The organism is Colwellia sp., assembly GCF_013214175.1.
Lineage (GTDB): Bacteria > Pseudomonadota > Gammaproteobacteria > Enterobacterales > Alteromonadaceae > Colwellia.
On sequence record NZ_JABSPA010000016.1, the window covers coordinates 1 to 12,677 of the forward strand.

Consider the following 12,677-nt stretch of genomic DNA (forward strand, 5'->3'; position numbering starts at 1 on the left):
GCGTTGGGCTATGTCAGTCCGGCTGAATATGAGCGCATTGGCGCATAACCAGTGTCTACTTTTTATGGGTAACACCAACGTATTTCAAAAATGGAGTTTTAAAAATGAGAAAAGAGTTTCAATTCAACGTTAAAAATCACTCAATTAAAATTGTTAATACATGGACTCGTGGAGCCAAGTTATATGTAGATGGCGACTTTCGTGACCAAGACTCAAGCTTTATAGCTAATGGTAAAGTAGCTCTTTTATCAGCAAGTCTTGGAGATCATGGCATTTTAGAAGTTTACCCAAAGTCTGCTTTAATCTCTGTAGAAATGGATGTGTTTTTAAATTTAAATAATTCAAAGCAGCATGTTTTTAGCTCACATAAACGTTTAAGTTTAACAGAGCAAAGAACCGCGTTATAAACGTATAACAAGTTGCTTAAATGGACAGTTGGCTGTTTTTCGTTCCTCAAACATTTTAGCCAACAGTAATTTTCCGCTTATCGCGGCGTTAGAAGCGCACTCTTGGTTTTGTGCATAATTAAAGGAATTATAATGATTAAAATATTTGTTACTAGCCTAGTTTTTTTGATTGGTTTGCATTCAATAGTTGTGGAAGCAACAGATGTCAAAGAGCTCAATCCAATTCAGTCACTTAAAGTAAAATCTAAATATTTTAAAGAGGCAATTGAATACAATGTTACATTGCCTAAAAGTTATAGTGAGGCAAAGGGAAAAGATAAAAAATACTTTGTGATTTTTGATTTACATCCTCGCAGCCAACCTTACCTTAGCGGTTTACATGATTGGTTAAGTCATAACGGTGAGTGGCCTTGGCTTGAATCAATTGTAATTACTCCGGCAAATTATAATCCTGAATTTGCAAAATTATTTGAGCAAATTGTAAGTGAACCGAGCAATCAAACAATGCTCGATTATTTTGAGCATGATCTACTAAACGCTATAGATGAAAAATATCGAACAAATGGATTTAAAATTTACAGCGGCTTTATGGGAAATGGAGCATTAGGGTTATTCACTTTACTAAATCGCCCTAAACTATTTAATGCATATATTATTTCTAGCCCATCATTGGCGAATGATTTTGGTTTAATAACGTCAGAATCAAAAATAAAACTAGCCTCAAAAGATGATCAAATGAGATTTTTATACCTTGCCACAGGTAATCATCAATATGAACAAGCTAATCTACCGTCTTTTGATTTATTTGAAAAAGCGTTGAAAGCCTCTTCACCAAGTACTCTTGATTGGCAAGTTCATCGTAATAATAAGAGTAATTATATGTCACAACCAATAATTTCTATTGTAAACGGCATTGAAGCTCTTTTTAATGATATTCATACCGATCTCAAAGCTGATTCTGAAATTTCTATAAATGGGGCTCAAGCAATAATTGATTATTACGCTCTAATTTCTGATAAAAAATATGGTTTCGATATTTCTGCAGAGGGTTCTTTAAAGGCACTAGCAAAATCATTAATGGCAAGTGATTCCCAAAAAGGATTAACTATATATCAAAGAACAGCCGCACTCTATCCAGAATCAGCATATGCATTATCATCTTTAGCAAAGGCATATGCTGATCTCGGAGATGTTAACAAGGCGGTTAAATACCAAACTCAAGCTGTAGAAAAATCTAAATCAATGATTGTTTGGCATCAAAATAAGCACAAACAATATCTCGATGAATATATAGAAAAATTAAATGATGTTGGTGAATAAGCGCTTCTAAGCCAATCAAGCAGGACAAAAATAGTTAGGTTTTTCGTTCCTCAACATTTTAGCTAACAATTACTTAGCCTATTATTTGGGCTTTATATTATTTGGAGAGTCACTCATGAATTCTGTAAAACATGGTATTTCGATTGGTATTGAAAGAGTTGATAGTAACTTTTTTCTTTCCTTAAAAGCTGTTGGGAAACTTACTCATGCTGATTATGAAGTAATAACCCCCTTATTAGATTCGGCTTTAGAATCAGTAAGAGAGCCTAAAGTTGATGTCTTGATAGATGGTACAGAATTAGAAGGTTGGGAGTTAAGAGCTGTTTGGGATGATTTCAAGATTGGGCTTAAACATAACAACGAATTTAATAAAGTTGCCATATACGGTAATAAAAATTGGCAGGAAATAGCGGCTAAGGTTGGCTCTTGGTTTATTTCAGGAGAAATAAAGTACTTCGATAATCTAACTGATGCTACAACTTGGTTAAAAAAATAATATAACTAGTAGTTAAAGCAGGCATTTTTACAGTTTGCTTAGTTCCGCTTTGCTGTACAAATTTAGCAAACTAATCAAAAGCCCTTAACGAGGGCGTTAGGCATCACGGAGGATCCATATGCATCTTGCACAATTGAATATTGCTAAAGTTAAATACTCTTTAGAAGCTCCTGAAATTAAAGAATTCGTAGATAATTTAGAACCCGTTAATAACACCGCTGAATCAAGTAGTGGTTTTATTTGGCGCTTGAAGGACGAAAGTGGAGATGCTACTGATATTCAAGTTTTTTCAGATCCTAATATTATCGTAAATATGTCCGTCTGGGATTCAGTGGATGCTCTGAAAAATTTTATATTCAAAACTCATCATAGAGATTTTCTTCGTCGTAAAAAGGAGTGGTTTCATAATATACCCAAGGAGAGTTATGTTTTATGGTGGGTTCCGGTAGGTCATATCCCTACAGTTGAAGAAGCCCTAGAAAAACTAGAATACTTACGAAAAAATGGCGAAACACCCAATGCATTTTCTTTCAAAAGTAATTACAGCATTGCAGAGTATACAGAGAGTATTGTCTAACAAGCTGTTTATACTGGACAAAATTCGGTTGGCTGCGTTCCATTTTACATTTTAGCCAACTAATTGTTTAGCCCGTTATTAGGGCGTTAGGCAACAGTTATCTGAAGAGGAATATACAGTGAATAAAGAAGTACGTGTGGGAGTTGCTACAGTCATTCTCAAGGATAACTGCATTTTGCTTGGTGAACGAATTGGCTCTCATGGAGCACATACATGGGCAACTCCAGGCGGGCATTTAGAGCTAGGCGAGAGTATCGAGGAATGTGCAAAGCGTGAAACTTTGGAAGAGACTGGTTTAGTCGTAAACTCTATAACCAAACTTGGCTTTACCAATGATATTTTCGAAAAAGAGAATAAGCACTATGTGACGTTGTTTGTTATAGCGTCATGTGATGAAGGTGAGCCTCAAATAATGGAGCCTGATAAATGTAAGCAATGGAAGTGGTGCAAACTAGACGAAGTTCCAGAACCTTTATTTTTGCCGCTTATTAACTTGTTAAAAGAGTACCCAGCCCTCAAGGGGGTTGTCTAACAGGCAATTCAGCGTGACACTCAACAGTTGGCCGCGCTCACTCCGTTTAAAACTATGACCCACAATTACTTAGCCCGTTAATGTGGGCGTTAGATCACCCGTTTATTATTTCAGTAGGAAGTTTAAATTGACATATAAAAGCAAAGAACTTTGTAAGATACGAACGATAACAACCTTTCTATCTTTGGATAACAATAAAGAAAGTTGGGATGATAAAATAAAAGGTGCTTCAAATTTCTGTTTAAATTTGGCAGAAGAATTCAAGGCTCGAGATTATACTGTTCAATCAATTAGAATTGTTACCAACCCTTTTGGGGAGTATTTAAATACTGATAATTTAGAGAATGCTAAAGCTGACCTTAGTTATTTAAATGCGTTGTTAACTGCTTCAAATCAATCAGGCATGAGAATTCGATTTGCTATTGGCGAGGCTAGATCAAAAGAGGAAATAGAACTGCTACCAGAGCTGATCAAGGAATTTGGCGATTTATGCAATGTATGTGTAAATGTTAGTCTTGATGAGTTTGGGGTGTTAGATAATAATTTAATTCAACATTCAGTGAAAGCAGTTCAGCGGATTAGCTCGATAACACCTAGGGGTGAAGGTAACTTCAATTTTACAGTTAATTTTAATTGTGATCCTCTCATTCCTTACTTTCCAGCAAGTTACCATCGTAAAGAATTAGGAAATAGATTTGTTATTGGTCTAGAAACACCTGATTTACTGGTTAATGTACTCACTAATTGCAACCAGATTAATGGTAAACAAGGTCACAATGAGAAATTTAAAGGCTACTACGAAGGAATGAGTGGGGCTTTACAACACCACATAACCAATATTAATAATATAATTCAACATTCAAACTGTGATAAATCATATGTATTTTCAGGGTTTGATAGCTCTGCTGCTCCTTCTAAAGATTGTGCGAGCATGGTGGAACTTTATGAACTAATGGGCGTTGAATATTTTGGAGCATCGGGTACTGTTGAAGCCTCATCATTACTGACTAAGGTTTTTAAATCAATTAAAGGTGTTGATCTTGTTGGTTTTTCTGGATTAATGCTTGCGTTAACTGAGGATACAGGACTTGCTAAAGGCAGTATCAATTCGCATTTTGATATACGTTCCTTATTAACATACAGCTCAGTATGCGGCATAGGATTAGATACAGTGCCAATACCGGGTAATACACCAGCAGAGAAAATTTCGGCGTTAATGAGAGATACAGGAACAATGGCATATCGTTTAAATAAACCTCTAACTGTCCGTCTATTTCCCGTTCCAGGACTCAATGCCGGTGATTTAACTTCTTTTGAGAGTGATGACCTTTGTAATTGTGCGGTTCTTGCCGTCCCTTAATTAAAGGTGAGTATACAATTATCCATTCAAGTCATTCAAAAGGATAAAAAATAGCTTGCTCGGTTCCGCTCCGCTGCACATTGTAGTAAACAATGAACAGCCTCTTAATGAGGCGTTGGTATGACTCCCCACGGCAAGTTAAATACACCGTTCCTTACTCATTTCGTCGTGGCACCTGTCTTCAGTTTCTATTCGTGGTTCAATAGCCGTTAGGCTATTGCCATCCTAACGGCATCGGTGGTTGTACCACACCCGATGTTTGACTTCATGCGCTAAATCAAAACTTTTTTTAAGACATTATTCATGCAGGCATCCTTACTAAACGTAACTTCACATCAACCACAGGCAAAACAACTTCACGGGAGATAGCCCAAATGTAGGCAATTATTTGTCGAGTAATGGCCGTCACTAATAACCTAAGCCTACGCAATGCCTGTACGGCTTTATTACTGAGAATTTTACCTAAGTGAGTGGTTTTGTACCACGTTGATCTTCAATGTAAGCCACTTCGGTAAATGTTTTATGGGTTTCTAAGCCAATGAAAAGTATGTTATGTTTTATCATGCTAGCCTCTCGTGGGAGTCATTGTGTCTATGTTTTCATTTTAACTTTGTACAAGGAATCAGTATGGTTCGTAAAATTTCAGGTGGTTGTTTATGCGGAACTGTAAAATTTACTGTTAATGACAGTTTCGATAACTTTTACTTTTGCCATTGTGAGCAATGCCGAAAAGTATCAGGTTCTTCACATGCGTCTAATTTGCTGACCACAATAGGTAATATCGAATGGTTAAGTGGGTCTAATAAAATAGTTCGTTTTGACCATAAAGAGGGGGCTTTTACTAAAGTCTTTTGTTCTATATGTGGCTCTGGATTACCACATGAATCACAAAGTGGTGAATGTTTAGTTGTCCCAGCAGGTAGTCTTGATGCGGAACCATCATTAACTCCCAAAGCTCAAATATTTTGTAGTGAGAAAGCTGGGTGGTTTACAGCTGGCATTGAAGCTCCAGAACACTCAGGTTATGAGTCGGCGGGTTAAAAATATAACAAGAATTTCAAACAGGACAAATAACAGTTGGTTTCTGCTCCAGCGTCGCTTATTTTAACCAGCTATTATTTGCCCATTAATTTGGGCGTTATAACTACTAGGGATCTTATGAGAAAAATTGTCAGTTCAGGTTCTCACCTCGAAGAGCCAATAGGCTTCTCTCGGGCATGTAGAATTGATAACTTTATTTCCGTTTCTGGTACTGCTCCATTAGATAATGGTAAAACAGTTCATATTGGTGATGTCTACAGTCAAACAAAGCACTGCCTTGAACTCTCAATTCTCGCTATAAAAGAAGCAGGAGGTAGTATACGAGATGTTATCCGAACTCGAATAATGCTTACCGATATATCTCGTTGGAAGGAAGCTGCACAAGCTCATGGAGAGTTATTCTCTACTATTAAACCAGCCTGTACTTTTGTTGAGGTTAGTCGATTCATCGATCAACAATGGCTAGTCGAGACAGAAGTTGATTGTGTAGTAACGTAGTTATAAGCCAATTAAGAAGGGACACGCGACAGTTGGCTGCGTTTCGCTCCGCTTCACATTTTAGCCGCTTAGCAAAGCGGTATATTTTAGCAAAATCTGGCAAAAGGAAACTCGTTTGAACCTTCGAATAACATCAGTAATATTATTACTTCTTTTCACTGGTTACACAGCTTATACAATGTCAATTGCTCAACAATCATTGTTAAGCTTTGGATACCAGTTAATTTCTAGTCCAGATACAGCACAAGTCGTTTTTGATCTATACATTATGGCATTCTTAGCCATAGTCTGGATGTATCAAGATTGCAAAAAGTTAGGGAAATCAATTGTACACTTACTACCTTTTGCACTGCTGACTTTAGTGTTTGTATCAATTGGCCCGTTACTTTACCTAGCTTTAAAACCAATTGCAGAGACAACCAAAATATAACAAGCAAATTAATCAGGACAAATAACAGTTGGTTTTTTATTCTGTGTCGCTTATTTTAGCCAAAAAGTTACGCGCTATAGATGTATAAGCCAATCAAAGTGGACAAAATTGCCTGCGTTTCGCTTCGCTACACATTTTAACCAAGGATTAAATCGTCCTGTTGCTTCGATGACAACACGAGTTACCTTGTGTTTTTTTATTTCGTTAATGGCTTCTTCAATGCCGCTTTCGTCGTTACTAACAACAAATTTTATGTCTAAAGGCCGTATGTAAATGTCGAGTTGAGTTTACCTGTATAGACACTAACGTTAATTTCATTTTGATTATTTATGCTATTCATAATAAGCTCACTCTGCTTTGTTATTCGGGCTCGAAACCCAGTTGACTATCCGGGTTAAGTGCTTGGCGTTTTATACGGCGTTCCATCTTGTTATCGGTATCTCAATTGAGGAGCCTACATTCAATCGAACTACCGTATAAAAAGGCATTGGTTGCAGCCAACGCTTGGGCCTCACTTTACCTAAACGGTTTTAAAATAATAAAAAGATGGATGTATTATCCATACAAGCAATTCAACGTGACACGCAACAGTTGGCCGCGTTCACTCCGTTCACAATTATGGCCAACAATTATTTAGCCCGTTAATGTGGGCGCTATATCCCAAGGAAAAATTATGCACTCTGGAAAATCACGTAGATTAAGAAAAAAGCTTTATTTAGATGAATTTGCTGTTAAAGGAGTTGAATTAGATTGTAATTTAACTTGTAAGAATGAGGATGAATTAGCAACAATAATGGATGAATTTTTTGTTTATGTTAATACGCTAAATTTGTGTATTGGCGGTGGCGGGGATCTGACTTCCTTTGCCGGATTTATTTCTTCTCATGAACGCTATGGTTCAGTTACTGAATCGGACATATCAAGCATCTCTAATTGGTTGAAAGGCCAAAGTGTTGTTTCAGAATTTAATATTGGTGAGCTTGTAGACGCTAGCTAGGGCAAATAACAGATAGGAGCCTATCTCTCGTCAATAGACCTTAGTGAGCTCGGTCTATCTATCTTTCTACCTAGGAGAAATAAAATGTTCAGTCATATAATGATTGGTGCAAATGACGTGCAAGAATCGAAAGTTTTTTACGATGCTATTTTAGCAACCATGGGTTACGAACCTGGTGTGATCGACGAAAAAGGACGGTGCTTTTATTTTACTAAAAGTGGTGTTTTGGCGCTCACTAAGCCTATAAATGGCGAGCCTGCATGCCATGGTAATGGCTCTACTATTGGTTTCTCAGCAAAGACCTCTGATATAGCTGATGCTTGGTACGCAGCTGGCATTGCAAATGGCGGCACTGCTTGTGAAGATCTTCCTGGGGTACGTGAGGGAGCGATTGGAAAAATATATTTAGCTTATTTACGAGATCCTTCAAATAATAAAATTTGTGCACTTCATCGGATAGATTGATCTTGCAATTATCGTAAAAGGGCCATAACAAGGCACTGAAGAGGGTAGATTTTCAGTTGGCTGTTTTCGATCCTCAACTTTTTAACCAACAATTTTAGCCCATTATTAGGGCGTTTAAATACCTAAAGGATTGAGTTTGGACGTAATATTCTTCGCAGCAAATAATGACTGTGATTTTAGTAGTTTTGAAGACATTCCGGAATCATTAATTTTGGGTGGTGGTAACTTTACCAAAGACCACATTGGTGATTTACTAAGTTGCTTCAAATGCGCGAGCTCTGCTTTAAGTGATAGCCTCTGGTTGTTACCGCTAAGCTTCTCTGAAGAATTAGCAACAATTAATGATAATAAGCTTAAAGATATAGCGGGTTATTGGTCAGAAGAAGGTTCATGGGAAAATACAAAGGTTAATTCTATGGATTTAGTTGGACATTTATTAGAGTTAAAATATGCTTATTTGCAACATTCAGACAAAAGAATTTTTGCCCTATTTCAGTAAACGTTTATACAAGGCAATTATTACAAGGCAATTAATACAGGACATGCAACAGTTGGCTGTGCTTCGTTTCTCACAACGTTTAGCCAACTATTACTTAGCCATTCTGAGCTTAGTTAGGCATTCAACGGAGCTACGAGTTAGTTAAATGGAAGCATTCAACGTATCAACTTTTCTATTTATAAATCAATATGCAGGCAAAAGTAGTATTTTAGATGCAGTTTTAATAGGTACTGCAGAGGTAATGCCTTACTTTTTTATGCTCATAATGGTGTACCTTTGGTTTGACGGAAATATAGAAAGAAAAAAATCGAGCTTCAACTCTGGGCTTTCTGTGTTGCTTGGAATGCTAACTAGTTATGTTATTTCTCTTTTTTATTATCACCCACGTCCGTTTGTAGATAATCTAGGTACGCAGTTAATCGAGCATGCTCCGGATTCTTCATTCCCATCTGATCATACGACTTTTATTTTTTCTATATCTGTAATGTTGTTATTTAATAAAACAACAAGAGTCATAGGTATAGTTTTATGCGGGTGTAGCTTAATTAGTGGCTTTTCTAGAGTTTTTGGTGGCGTGCACTTTCCTCTAGATATATTAGGTGCTATTTTGGTTTCAATATTTTCTTCTGTGATTGTGTTTAAATCACAGAAGAAAACAAGTATCTTATTGAATCAGTTGGTTAAAAAAATGCCTGGCAAGGCAATCAAGCAGGACTAAAAACAGTTGCTCATTTATTAGGGCGATATCTTGAAGCAAATTTACGGAGAATTAATCTACTATGGATATTAATCAAATTACGACTTTCTTAGGTTGGTGTACTGCTATAAATATGGTGATTTTAGCGTTCGCAGCAATACTCCTTTTCATATTTAAAGACTTCGCTATCAATACACATAGTAAATTGACTGGTGTAAGTGCTGCAAAATTACCTTCGTTGTACTTTTCATACATGGCAAATTACAAAATAGGAATCCTCATTTTTAATTTGGCGCCATATATAGCTTTAACACTGATGGTTTAGTGGCTATTCATCATAAACCCAATAAAGACGGGACACGCAACAGTTGGCTGAGCTTCGTTCCTCGCACATTTTAGCCAACTATAAATTTCCGCTTATGTAAGCGTTATGCCGTAGAGAATCTCACTTGATGCCTGAACCAGATCCACTGAAAATCATGACATTTGCAACACCGAAAGATCTCAACCAATGGATTAAGGTGAATTACGCCACTGAAAGTGAATTGTGGGTGAAGATATACAAGAAAAATACTGATATTCAGAGTGTGACTTGGAATGATGTAGTGATCGAGGTTCTATGCTGGGGTTGGATCGATGGTATTAAGAAGTCAATCGATGACCAAGCCTATCTTCAGCGCATTACTCCCAGAAAAGCACGAAGCAACTGGTCTAAAAGGAACACTGAGCATGTAGAACGTTTGATAAGTGAGGGCCGGATGAAGGAATCAGGGCTAATGCATGTTCGTGCAGCGAAAGCGGACGGTCGTTGGGAAAATGCCTATGTGGTAAGTGAAATGGATGTACCCTCAGATTTTCTAGTTGCACTGGAGAGCAAGCCGAATGTTAAAGAGTTTTTTGAAACTCTCAATAAATCGAGTCGCTATGTAATAGCGTACGGATTGATAAGTGCGAAGAAAGCTGAAACCAGACAAAGGCGGTTTGCAAAATTTATGAACATACTTGTTAACCAAGAAAAGCCTAAATAAATGGAATAGGGCATAACAAGATGTATGTATTACCCATACAAGTTAGTTAAACGGACACAAAACAGTTGGTAAAAGTTGAATCAATTAACTGAGAAATCTATAGGTTGCCCTTATTGTGGTGAAACGATTAAAATTTTAATTGATTCACCCTATATAGAACAACAGTATATTGAAGATTGCCAAGTATGTTGTAAGCCGATAAACGTCTTGGTTTCTGAAAGTGTTAATGGTGAGCTTGCCGTTAGTATTTATAGCGAAGATGATGTGTTTTAATAAATACATAACAGAACTTCAAACGGAAAAAACAGTCGGCTATTTTTCGTTCATCAAACATTTTAGCCAACTAAATTTTGCCCATTAACAGGGCGTAATAAGACCTAAGGAATTGTCGATGCCTACAAATAAGCACAAACGAAAAGCTTCAGCTCACACTAAACCTAAAGCAGCAAAACCACCTGGGCTGATAACTTCCCATCCCAAAGCTTTCTTTTTAGTCGGTATACTCTTTGTTGCGTTAAGTATCTATCTTTTAGCTTTTAAATCTCAAGATAATGCAATGTTTGGTCTTGCTATGCTTTCTCTAATAACGGGTGTTGGTTTAGCTATTTCTGCCAAGGTTGCGGTAACGAAGAAAACCACAAGTTAGGGTCGTGTTTAACGGCTATATAACAAGAAAATAAACAATGACAGGTAACCGTTGGCTACGTTCCACTGCGTTTCTCATTTTAGCCAACAATTTTTGTCCTTTATTAGGGCGATATACGTTTCAAAAGGATATAGCCGTTGTCAGAGTTAATTAGCCATACCCCTACATGGGTCTTTGCAGTTTTTTTTACTTTACTTGCTTTAGGCTTTATCCAAAGTAAGGAGCGTGTAGTAAAAGTAAAAACAATTTTTATACTGCCTATAGCAATGATCTTATTCTCATTTTTTGGTGTGTCTTCTGTTTTTGGACTTTCTTGGTTCACGATTAGCCTTTGGTTTGTAGGTTTAGCGATAACTTTAGTGATAGGCTTAAAATTAGCTTACCCGAAGCTAGTAAGTTTCTCTGTGCAAAGTAACAAATTGAAAATTCCAGGTAGTTTGGTTCCTTTATTTTTTATGATGGGTATTTTCTTCACTAAATATTTTGTTGGTTTTGCTGTTGCTAGAGAATTACCCGTCGTAAATGAACATCTTTTTGTAGTATCGCTCTGTTTGCTTTACGGTGCTTTTAGTGGTGTTTTTCTATCTCGTAGTTTTGTAATGTTTAAAACAAGTAAAGCAGCCGTGTAAAACGTTTACCAAGGCAATTAAACGGAAAATTTCCAGTTGGCGATTTTTTCGTTCATTAAACATTAGATACCATCAGAGGCTCAACAAATTTACATGGAAATTCGAACCATTCCTTGGCAGCAAACAATTCCACTTCGTCACAGCGTATTATGGCCAAGTAAACCACCCGAGTTTTGCCATATTGATGGCGACCCCGAGGGTTTGCATTTTGGTGTTTTTATTAATGGGGCAGTTGTTTGTGTCGCTTCTGTTTATGTAAATCATAACAAAGCACGTTTAAGGAAATTCGCTACTGATGAACGTTATCAAAACCAAGGAATTGGTTCAAAACTATTAGCGCATATTATTAATTACCTCAATGGATCTCAGATAGAGTATTTCTGGTGCGATGCTAGAGAAACTGCATTAGGTCTTTATAAACGTTTTGGTATGTATAAATGTAGTGAGCGCTTTTATAAAGCAGATGTTGCTTATTTTAAAATGGAAGTTGCTTTATAGTAAGTTGACTAATCAGCTAGACCATGGAGAAAAGTGTATGGGAACGGTAACTAAAATAATTAATGCAAAGTATTCTATTGGCGATTTAATTCACCATCAACTTTTTGGCTATCGTGGCGTTATTGTCGATGTTGACCTGAACTTTCAATTGACTGATGATTGGTATGAACAAGTAGCGAAGTCTCGACCGCCAAAAAATAAGCCTTGGTATAGTGTATTAGTTCATGGCAGTTTACATTCAACTTATGTTGCTGAGCAAAACTTAGCGCCTGATGATATTTTGGAAGCTATCAGCCACCCCGAGATTAAACAATATTTTTCAACGTTTGAAAATGGTCGATACATTAGCAATAGACCCATTAATTAACGTGGCCGCTACTATCAAGATAATTAAAGTCGGGACAACATAACATTTGACTCGATGCCACTTGGTTACACATGCTAGCCAATTATTACTAGCCGTTTATGGCGGCGTTAGTTGTCAGTGTTACCCATAATTAGTGGACACCTTCTATAGTTAGATTACGTCTAACAATGAGGTGACATATGACTAAGAA

20 protein-coding genes and 2 pseudogenes are annotated in these 12,677 nt (G+C 36.9%); 20 read left to right on the plus strand and 2 right to left on the minus strand.

The window, feature by feature from the left end:
- Positions 1 to 104: 104 nt before the first annotated feature.
- The 6 genes from HRT55_RS20785 (at position 105) to HRT55_RS20810 (ending at position 4,692) form a co-directional block, all read left to right on the plus strand.
- Positions 105 to 407, plus strand: coding sequence for a hypothetical protein (locus HRT55_RS20785; protein WP_291624353.1), 303 nt, complete (start codon positions 105 to 107; stop codon positions 405 to 407).
- A 132-nt stretch (positions 408 to 539) separates the two neighbouring features.
- Positions 540 to 1,727 carry an esterase gene (locus HRT55_RS20790; RefSeq protein WP_291624355.1) on the plus strand — a complete coding sequence of 396 codons (1,188 nt, stop codon included), beginning with the start codon at positions 540 to 542 and terminating at the stop codon, positions 1,725 to 1,727.
- Positions 1,728 to 1,842: 115 nt separating this feature from the next.
- Entirely contained in the window at positions 1,843 to 2,223 is a 381-nt protein-coding gene (locus HRT55_RS20795; RefSeq protein WP_291624357.1) for an STAS/SEC14 domain-containing protein, read from the plus strand.
- A 118-nt stretch (positions 2,224 to 2,341) separates the two neighbouring features.
- Entirely contained in the window at positions 2,342 to 2,800 is a 459-nt protein-coding gene (locus HRT55_RS20800) for a DUF3291 domain-containing protein (protein ID WP_291624358.1), read from the plus strand.
- A gap of 118 nt (positions 2,801 to 2,918) precedes the next feature.
- Complete coding sequence (locus HRT55_RS20805; protein ID WP_291624359.1) at positions 2,919 to 3,332, plus strand: NUDIX hydrolase; 414 nt, start codon at positions 2,919 to 2,921, stop codon at positions 3,330 to 3,332.
- A gap of 127 nt (positions 3,333 to 3,459) precedes the next feature.
- Positions 3,460 to 4,692, plus strand: a complete 1,233-nt coding sequence (locus HRT55_RS20810) for a DUF711 family protein (protein WP_291624360.1) — start codon at positions 3,460 to 3,462, stop codon at positions 4,690 to 4,692.
- 415 nt (positions 4,693 to 5,107) lie between these two features.
- Here the strand turns inward: HRT55_RS20810 and HRT55_RS20815 are convergent.
- Positions 5,108 to 5,256 (minus strand): annotated as a pseudogene (locus HRT55_RS20815) (IS110 family transposase); the annotation flags it as partial.
- Positions 5,257 to 5,319: 63 nt separating this feature from the next.
- Here HRT55_RS20815 and HRT55_RS20820 point away from each other — a divergent pair.
- The 3 genes from HRT55_RS20820 to HRT55_RS20830 all read left to right on the plus strand — a co-directional run bounded on the left by HRT55_RS20820 (position 5,320) and on the right by HRT55_RS20830 (position 6,661).
- Positions 5,320 to 5,733, plus strand: a complete 414-nt coding sequence (locus HRT55_RS20820; protein WP_291617105.1) for a GFA family protein — start codon at positions 5,320 to 5,322, stop codon at positions 5,731 to 5,733.
- Positions 5,734 to 5,850: 117 nt separating this feature from the next.
- Complete coding sequence (locus tag HRT55_RS20825) at positions 5,851 to 6,231, plus strand: RidA family protein (RefSeq protein WP_291617107.1); 381 nt, start codon at positions 5,851 to 5,853, stop codon at positions 6,229 to 6,231.
- Positions 6,232 to 6,346: 115 nt separating this feature from the next.
- Positions 6,347 to 6,661, plus strand: a complete 315-nt coding sequence (locus tag HRT55_RS20830; protein WP_291624361.1) for a DUF2834 domain-containing protein — start codon at positions 6,347 to 6,349, stop codon at positions 6,659 to 6,661.
- Positions 6,662 to 6,813: 152 nt separating this feature from the next.
- On the opposite strand, the pseudogene HRT55_RS20835 reads toward HRT55_RS20830, so the two are convergent.
- Positions 6,814 to 7,001: pseudogene (locus tag HRT55_RS20835) on the minus strand (IS110 family transposase); the annotation flags it as partial.
- Positions 7,002 to 7,334: 333 nt separating this feature from the next.
- Between HRT55_RS20835 and HRT55_RS20840 the strand changes: the two are divergent.
- From HRT55_RS20840 to hspQ, 11 genes are all read left to right on the plus strand, one after another.
- The gene (locus HRT55_RS20840; protein ID WP_291617112.1) at positions 7,335 to 7,658 is read left to right on the plus strand and encodes a 50S ribosome-binding protein YggL; all 324 of its coding nucleotides are present in this window, start codon (positions 7,335 to 7,337) and stop codon (positions 7,656 to 7,658) included.
- 84 nt (positions 7,659 to 7,742) lie between these two features.
- Positions 7,743 to 8,123: a VOC family protein gene (locus HRT55_RS20845; RefSeq protein WP_291624363.1), complete on the plus strand. Its 381-nt coding sequence runs from the start codon at positions 7,743 to 7,745 to the stop codon at positions 8,121 to 8,123.
- 136 nt (positions 8,124 to 8,259) lie between these two features.
- Positions 8,260 to 8,622, plus strand: a complete 363-nt coding sequence (locus HRT55_RS20850) for a hypothetical protein (protein WP_291624365.1) — start codon at positions 8,260 to 8,262, stop codon at positions 8,620 to 8,622.
- A 145-nt stretch (positions 8,623 to 8,767) separates the two neighbouring features.
- Positions 8,768 to 9,340 carry an undecaprenyl-diphosphatase gene (locus HRT55_RS20855; RefSeq protein WP_291624366.1) on the plus strand — a complete coding sequence of 191 codons (573 nt, stop codon included), beginning with the start codon at positions 8,768 to 8,770 and terminating at the stop codon, positions 9,338 to 9,340.
- Between the two features lie 61 nt (positions 9,341 to 9,401).
- Entirely contained in the window at positions 9,402 to 9,644 is a 243-nt protein-coding gene (locus HRT55_RS21005) for a DUF6868 family protein (protein ID WP_367241228.1), read from the plus strand.
- A gap of 127 nt (positions 9,645 to 9,771) precedes the next feature.
- A complete protein-coding gene (locus tag HRT55_RS20860; protein WP_291624368.1) occupies positions 9,772 to 10,347 on the plus strand; it encodes a YdeI family protein in 576 nt (191 codons plus the stop codon).
- A 75-nt stretch (positions 10,348 to 10,422) separates the two neighbouring features.
- Positions 10,423 to 10,620 (plus strand): CPXCG motif-containing cysteine-rich protein, encoded by a 198-nt coding sequence (locus tag HRT55_RS20865; RefSeq protein WP_291624370.1) that lies wholly within the window; start codon positions 10,423 to 10,425, stop codon positions 10,618 to 10,620.
- A 118-nt stretch (positions 10,621 to 10,738) separates the two neighbouring features.
- Positions 10,739 to 10,993, plus strand: coding sequence for a hypothetical protein (locus tag HRT55_RS20870; protein ID WP_291624372.1), 255 nt, complete (start codon positions 10,739 to 10,741; stop codon positions 10,991 to 10,993).
- A 137-nt stretch (positions 10,994 to 11,130) separates the two neighbouring features.
- Positions 11,131 to 11,622, plus strand: a complete 492-nt coding sequence (locus tag HRT55_RS20875) for a DUF6622 family protein (RefSeq protein WP_291624374.1) — start codon at positions 11,131 to 11,133, stop codon at positions 11,620 to 11,622.
- Between the two features lie 93 nt (positions 11,623 to 11,715).
- Positions 11,716 to 12,120, plus strand: coding sequence for a GNAT family N-acetyltransferase (locus HRT55_RS20880; protein WP_291624376.1), 405 nt, complete (start codon positions 11,716 to 11,718; stop codon positions 12,118 to 12,120).
- Positions 12,121 to 12,157: 37 nt separating this feature from the next.
- Positions 12,158 to 12,487 (plus strand): heat shock protein HspQ, encoded by a 330-nt coding sequence (gene hspQ, locus HRT55_RS20885; RefSeq protein WP_291624377.1) that lies wholly within the window; start codon positions 12,158 to 12,160, stop codon positions 12,485 to 12,487.
- Positions 12,488 to 12,677 lie beyond the last annotated feature (190 nt).

Bases quoted from the DNA above. Each gene is read 5' to 3' on its own strand.
- HRT55_RS20840 (WP_291617112.1), top strand. From the start codon at position 7,335: ATGCACTCTGGAAAATCACGTAGATTAAGAAAAAAGCTTTATTTAGAT.
- HRT55_RS20855 (WP_291624366.1), top strand. From the start codon at position 8,768: ATGGAAGCATTCAACGTATCAACTTTTCTATTTATAAATCAATATGCA.
- HRT55_RS20825 (WP_291617107.1), top strand. From the start codon at position 5,851: ATGAGAAAAATTGTCAGTTCAGGTTCTCACCTCGAAGAGCCAATAGGC.
- HRT55_RS20845 (WP_291624363.1), top strand. From the start codon at position 7,743: ATGTTCAGTCATATAATGATTGGTGCAAATGACGTGCAAGAATCGAAA.
- HRT55_RS20880 (WP_291624376.1), top strand. From the start codon at position 11,716: ATGGAAATTCGAACCATTCCTTGGCAGCAAACAATTCCACTTCGTCAC.
- HRT55_RS20790 (WP_291624355.1), top strand. From the start codon at position 540: ATGATTAAAATATTTGTTACTAGCCTAGTTTTTTTGATTGGTTTGCAT.
- HRT55_RS20800 (WP_291624358.1), top strand. From the start codon at position 2,342: ATGCATCTTGCACAATTGAATATTGCTAAAGTTAAATACTCTTTAGAA.
- HRT55_RS20860 (WP_291624368.1), top strand. From the start codon at position 9,772: ATGCCTGAACCAGATCCACTGAAAATCATGACATTTGCAACACCGAAA.
- HRT55_RS20795 (WP_291624357.1), top strand. From the start codon at position 1,843: ATGAATTCTGTAAAACATGGTATTTCGATTGGTATTGAAAGAGTTGAT.
- HRT55_RS20820 (WP_291617105.1), top strand. From the start codon at position 5,320: ATGGTTCGTAAAATTTCAGGTGGTTGTTTATGCGGAACTGTAAAATTT.
- HRT55_RS20785 (WP_291624353.1), top strand. From the start codon at position 105: ATGAGAAAAGAGTTTCAATTCAACGTTAAAAATCACTCAATTAAAATT.
- hspQ (WP_291624377.1), top strand. From the start codon at position 12,158: ATGGGAACGGTAACTAAAATAATTAATGCAAAGTATTCTATTGGCGAT.
- HRT55_RS20870 (WP_291624372.1), top strand. From the start codon at position 10,739: ATGCCTACAAATAAGCACAAACGAAAAGCTTCAGCTCACACTAAACCT.
- HRT55_RS21005 (WP_367241228.1), top strand. From the start codon at position 9,402: ATGGATATTAATCAAATTACGACTTTCTTAGGTTGGTGTACTGCTATA.